The sequence below is a fragment of the Amycolatopsis sp. NPDC104863 genome, assembly GCF_055582965.1.
Window position 1 is genome coordinate 869,235 of the sequence record NZ_JBVJOW010000003.1, and the last position, 4,598, is coordinate 873,832.

The 4,598-nt window shown below is 71.5% G+C and carries 4 protein-coding genes; 3 read left to right on the forward strand and 1 reads right to left on the reverse strand.

All coding sequences use genetic code 11. The features are described from left to right. Nucleotides 1-32: 32 nt before the first annotated feature. Together ptsP and ACZ63J_RS20770 are read left to right on the forward strand one after the other, a co-directional pair. Nucleotides 33-1,700 carry a phosphoenolpyruvate--protein phosphotransferase gene (ptsP, locus tag ACZ63J_RS20765; RefSeq protein ID WP_465402415.1) on the forward strand — a complete coding sequence of 556 codons (1,668 nt, stop codon included), beginning with the start codon at nt 33-35 and terminating at the stop codon, nt 1,698-1,700. Between the two features lie 25 nt (nt 1,701-1,725). After that, nucleotides 1,726-2,010: an HPr family phosphocarrier protein gene (locus ACZ63J_RS20770; protein WP_465337491.1), complete on the forward strand. Its 285-nt coding sequence runs from the start codon at nt 1,726-1,728 to the stop codon at nt 2,008-2,010. A 170-nt stretch (nt 2,011-2,180) separates the two neighbouring features. Here ACZ63J_RS20770 and ACZ63J_RS20775 read toward each other — a convergent pair whose 3' ends face one another. Beyond that, nucleotides 2,181-3,236, reverse strand: coding sequence for a DegT/DnrJ/EryC1/StrS family aminotransferase (locus tag ACZ63J_RS20775; RefSeq protein WP_465402414.1), 1,056 nt, complete (start codon nt 3,234-3,236; stop codon nt 2,181-2,183). 194 nt (nt 3,237-3,430) lie between these two features. On the opposite strand from ACZ63J_RS20775, the gene ACZ63J_RS20780 reads away from it, so the two are divergent. Continuing rightward, on the forward strand, nt 3,431-4,462 hold the full coding sequence (locus ACZ63J_RS20780) for a GDP-mannose 4,6-dehydratase (RefSeq protein WP_465342363.1): 1,032 nt from the start codon (nt 3,431-3,433) through the stop codon (nt 4,460-4,462). Nucleotides 4,463-4,598 lie beyond the last annotated feature (136 nt).

The following is a 4,598-nucleotide window of genomic DNA, read 5'->3' on the forward strand; positions in this document are numbered from 1 at the left end:
GGGCGGTGCGGACCCTGAGGAGGCGACCCACGGTGGTTGACCAACTGCGCGGCAACCCGGCCAGCCCGGGTGCGGCCGCCGGCCCGGTGGTGCGGCTGACGCCGCCCCCGGTGCTGCCCGAGCACTGGGACGCGCCGTCGGCTCCCGAAGCGGAGCTGGCGGCGGCGGGCGAAGCGCTCGACACCGCGGTGGCGGACCTGGAGAAGCGCGCGGCTTCGGTGTCGGGCGAGTCGAAGTCCATCATGGACACCCAGATCATGATGGCGCAGGACCCGTCCCTGCGGACCGGCATCGCGGACGCGGTGACCAACGGCCGGCCGGCCGCCTGGGCGATCCGGGACGCGTTCGGCAAGCACGTCGCCGCGCTCGAGGCCATCGGTGGTTACCTCGGCGAGCGCGCAGCGGACCTGATCGACATCCGCGACCGCGCGATCGCCGCCGCGCTGGGCCTGGCCCAGCCGGGCATCCCGGCCGTCGAGGGCGCGTTCGTGCTGGTGGGCCAGGACATCGCGCCCGCCGACACGGTGCTGCTCGACCCGGCGAAGGTGCTCGGCATCGTCACCGAGAAGGGCGGGCCGACCAGCCACACGGCGATCGTCGCCCGGGCGCTGGGCATCCCCGCGGTGGTCGGCTGCGCCGGCGCCGCGGGGCTGGCGGACGGGACGCGGATCGCGGTCGACGGCACCCGCGGCACCGTCGCGGTCGACCCGGACGACGACCACGTCCGCCGGATCGAGGCGGAAGCGTTGTCCCTGAAGGAAAAGCTCGCGGCGCACAGCGGTCCCGGCGCCACCGCGGACGGCCACCCGGTCAAGCTCCTGCTCAACGTCGGCAGTGCCGGCGGCGCGGGGTCGGACGCGGCGGCCGACTCGGAAGGCGTCGGGCTGTTCCGCACCGAGTTCCTGTTCCTGGACCGCACGGAAGCCCCGACGGTCGAGGAGCAGCGGGCGGCCTACGGCGAGGTGCTGCGCGGGTTCGGCGGCCGTCCGGTCGTCCTGCGCACGCTCGACGCCGGGGCCGACAAGTACATCCCGTTCGCCAACACCGAAGATGAGCCGAACCCGGCTCTGGGAGTGCGCGGGTACCGCGTCGGCGTCCGCAACCCGGGTCTGCTCACCGCGCAGCTGAAGGCGATCAGCCTGGCGGCGGCCGACCACGACGCGGACGTGCGGGTGATGGCGCCGATGATCGCCACCCCGGCGGAGGCGGCGGCGTTCCGTGAGCTGGCGCGGGAGCACGGGATCGGCAAGATCGGCGTGATGATCGAGGTGCCGGCCGCGGCCATCCGGGCGCGGGACATCCTGGCGGAGGTCGACTTCGTCAGCATCGGCACCAACGACCTGTCGCAGTACACCTACGCCGCCGACCGCATGCTCGGCGAGCTGGGGGAGCTGCTGGACCCGTGGCAGCCGGCGCTGCTGGCGCTGGTGGCCACCGTCGCGGCGGCGGCGAAGGCGGCCGGCAAGCCCGCCGGCATCTGCGGGGAAGCGGCGAGCGACCCCGGGCTGGCGCCGGTGTTCGCGGGGCTGGGGATCACCAGCCTCTCGATGTCGGTGTCCGCGGTCCCGGCGGTGCGGGCCGCGTTGAAGGACTACACGCTCGAGCAGTGCGAAATCCTGGCCGGCGAGGTGCTGGGGGCCCCGGACGTGCCGTCGGCGCGCAAGGTGGTCGAAGAGTTCTCGGCCCGATCGGTCGACTGAGCGTTCACGAGATGGGAAGTTCCTGATGTCCAGTAGGAAAGTGGTGATCGGCTCGCCCGTCGGGCTGCACGCGCGACCGGTGAAGCTGCTCGTCGAGCTGGCCGGGCGCCAGCCGGTCCCGGTCAAGATCGGCCGGGACGAGAGCAAGCTGGTCGACGCGTCGAGCATCCTCGGGGTGATGGCGCTGGGTGTCCGCGGCGGCGAAGAGGTGCTGCTGACGGCGGACGGCGAGGGCGCTGAGGAAGCGCTTTCGGCGGTGGCGGACCTGCTGGCCCGCGACCTCGACTCGGCGGAGCAGCCGGCGAGCTGAGCAGCCTGCCGCGGCCTGTCGTGAGTGGTAATTGGGGTTCTAACCCTAATTACCACTCACGACATCTTCTCCAGACTTCCGGCGGGCTGTCCTGGTCACTGCGCGGACGGCCCGCCGGATCCCCACCCACGAGAACCGCCCACCGGAATCCCGGTGGGCGGTTCTTCGCGTCAGCGCACCCCGTAGAACTCCCGGACGCGGTCGGCGATGTAGTCCTGGTCCGCTTCGGACAGTCCCGTGTGCGTCGGCAGGCACAGGCCCTCGGCGGCGAACCGGGCGGCCTTCAGGTCCGTCCAGGACTCGCGGAAGTACATCGGCTGACGGCTCATCGGCGGGAAGAACGGCCGGGTGTCCACCCCTGCCGACGTCAGGTGGGCGCGCAGCTCCTCACGGTCGTCGGCCAGCAGGTCGTACATCCACAGCACGTCCCGGCCCGGCATCCGCGTGACACCGGGGAAGTCGAGGCGCTCGTCGTAGCGCTTCTCGATCTGGGCGCGCAGCTCGAGGATCTCGTCGAAGCGCTCCACCTGGGCCAGCGCCACCCCGGCCTGCAGGTTGGTCATCCGGAAGTTGTACGCGAGCTGCTTGTGGACGAAGTCGTGGGCCTTGCCGGCCGCCATGCCGCGCAGGTGCGCCATCTGGGCGGCCAGCCGCGGGTCGTTCGTCAGGCAGATGCCGCCCTCGCCGGAGGACACGATCTTGTTGGCGTACAACGAGAAACACGCGACGTCGCCGACCGGGCGGACGCCGTGCGCCTCGGCGGTGTCCTCGACGACGCGCAGGTTGTACTGGAACGCCAGGTCCATCACCGCGTCCATGTCGCAGCGGCGGCCGTGCACGTGGACCGGCATGATCGCCTTGGTGCGCGGGGTGATCGCGGCCTCGGCGAGCGCCGGGTCGAGCGTGAGGTCGCTCAGGCAGTCGACGAACACCGGGGTCGCGCCGGTGTAGGTGACCGCCCACGCCGAGGCCACGTAGGTGAACTCGGGCACCAGCACCTCGTCGCCCGGGCCGATGCCGAGCGCGCGCAGGGCGAGCGTCAGCGCCGCCGTGCCCGACGAGCAGGCGACGCCGTGCGCCTGGTCGTTCCACGCGGCGAACGCCTCCTCGAACCGGCGGACGAACGGCCCCTGCGCGGAGATCCAGCCGGTCTCGACCGCTTCGGTGACGTAGTCGATCTCCCGGCCCGTGAGGTACGGCTGGGAGACGGGGTAACGGATGGCCATCGGGTCCTCGCAAGCCTTCGGGGATACCGGAAAGCTGCAGGATGGGCCGGAACGGCAAGGGAAATCACCAGTGATCGCCGCGGAACCCGGGCATTGTCGAGTGTTTTCCCGAGTCGGCGGGGCGTCCAATGATGGCGATCAACGGCAGTCTCGGGTAGCCGTGGGCGTGGCCGGCCGGTGGACGTGGGAGAACCATGACAAAACGAGCATTGATCACGGGCATCACGGGGCAGGACGGCTCCTACCTCGCCGAGCACCTGCTCGGCCTGGGGTACCAGGTCTGGGGCCTGGTGCGCGGCCAGGCCAACCCCCGCAAGTCGCGCGTGAGCCGGCTGGCCGCGGAGCTGAACTTCGTGCACGGCGATCTGCTCGACCAGGCGAGCCTCGTCGCGGCGGTGGACCTCGTCCAGCCGGACGAGGTGTACAACCTGGGCGCGATCTCGTTCGTCCCGATGTCCTGGCAGCAGGCGGAGCTCACCACCGACGTCAACGGCATGGGCGTGCTGCGGGTGCTCGAGGCGATCCGGATGGTCTGCGGGCTCGACAAGTCGCGGGCCGCGCCGGGCGGGCAGATCCGCTTCTACCAGGCCTCGTCGTCGGAGATGTTCGGCAAGGCGGCCGAGACGCCGCAGAACGAGCTGACGATCCTGCACCCGCGCAGCCCGTACGGCGTCGCGAAGTGCTACGGCCACTACATCACCCGCAACTACCGCGAGTCGTACGGGATGTACGGCGTCTCCGGCATCCTGTTCAACCACGAGTCCCCCCGCCGTGGCATGGAGTTCGTCACCCGCAAGATCTCCAACGCCGTCGCGCGGATCAAGCTGGGTGTGCAGGACGAGCTGCGGCTGGGCAACCTCGACGCGGTCCGCGACTGGGGTTTCGCCGGCGACTACGTGCGCGCCATGCACCTGATGCTGCAGCAGGACGAAGCCGTCGACTACGTGATCGGCACCGGCCGGATGCACACGGTCCGCCAGGCGGCCGAGCTCGCCTTCGCCGCGGCCGGGCTCGACTGGCGCGACCACGTCGTCGTCGACCCGGGCCTGGTGCGCCCGGCCGAGGTCGAGGTGCTCTGCGCCGACGCGACCCGCGCCTACGCCGGGCTGGGCTGGCGGCCGACCGTGTCGTTCGAAGAGCTGATGCGGATGATGGTCGAGTCCGACCTCACCCAGACCAGCCGTGAGCTGGACCTGGGCGAGGCGCTGACGGCCGCCGTCTGGTAGGCACGCGCTTTTTCCCGAGAGGGACACCAAAGACATTCGCGCCCCGGGCGGCAGGCCGCCGGGCGCCGGGTTGGGCGGAGCAGCAGCCGTCCCGGGGCGCACCGCTCGCCGTCGTGTCGGGATGGGTTGCTGATTC

Bases quoted from the DNA above. Each gene is read 5' to 3' on its own strand.
- ACZ63J_RS20770 (WP_465337491.1), top strand. From the start codon at position 1,726: ATGTCCAGTAGGAAAGTGGTGATCGGCTCGCCCGTCGGGCTGCACGCG.
- ACZ63J_RS20775 (WP_465402414.1), bottom strand. From the start codon at position 3,236: ATGGCCATCCGTTACCCCGTCTCCCAGCCGTACCTCACGGGCCGGGAG.
- ACZ63J_RS20780 (WP_465342363.1), top strand. From the start codon at position 3,431: ATGACAAAACGAGCATTGATCACGGGCATCACGGGGCAGGACGGCTCC.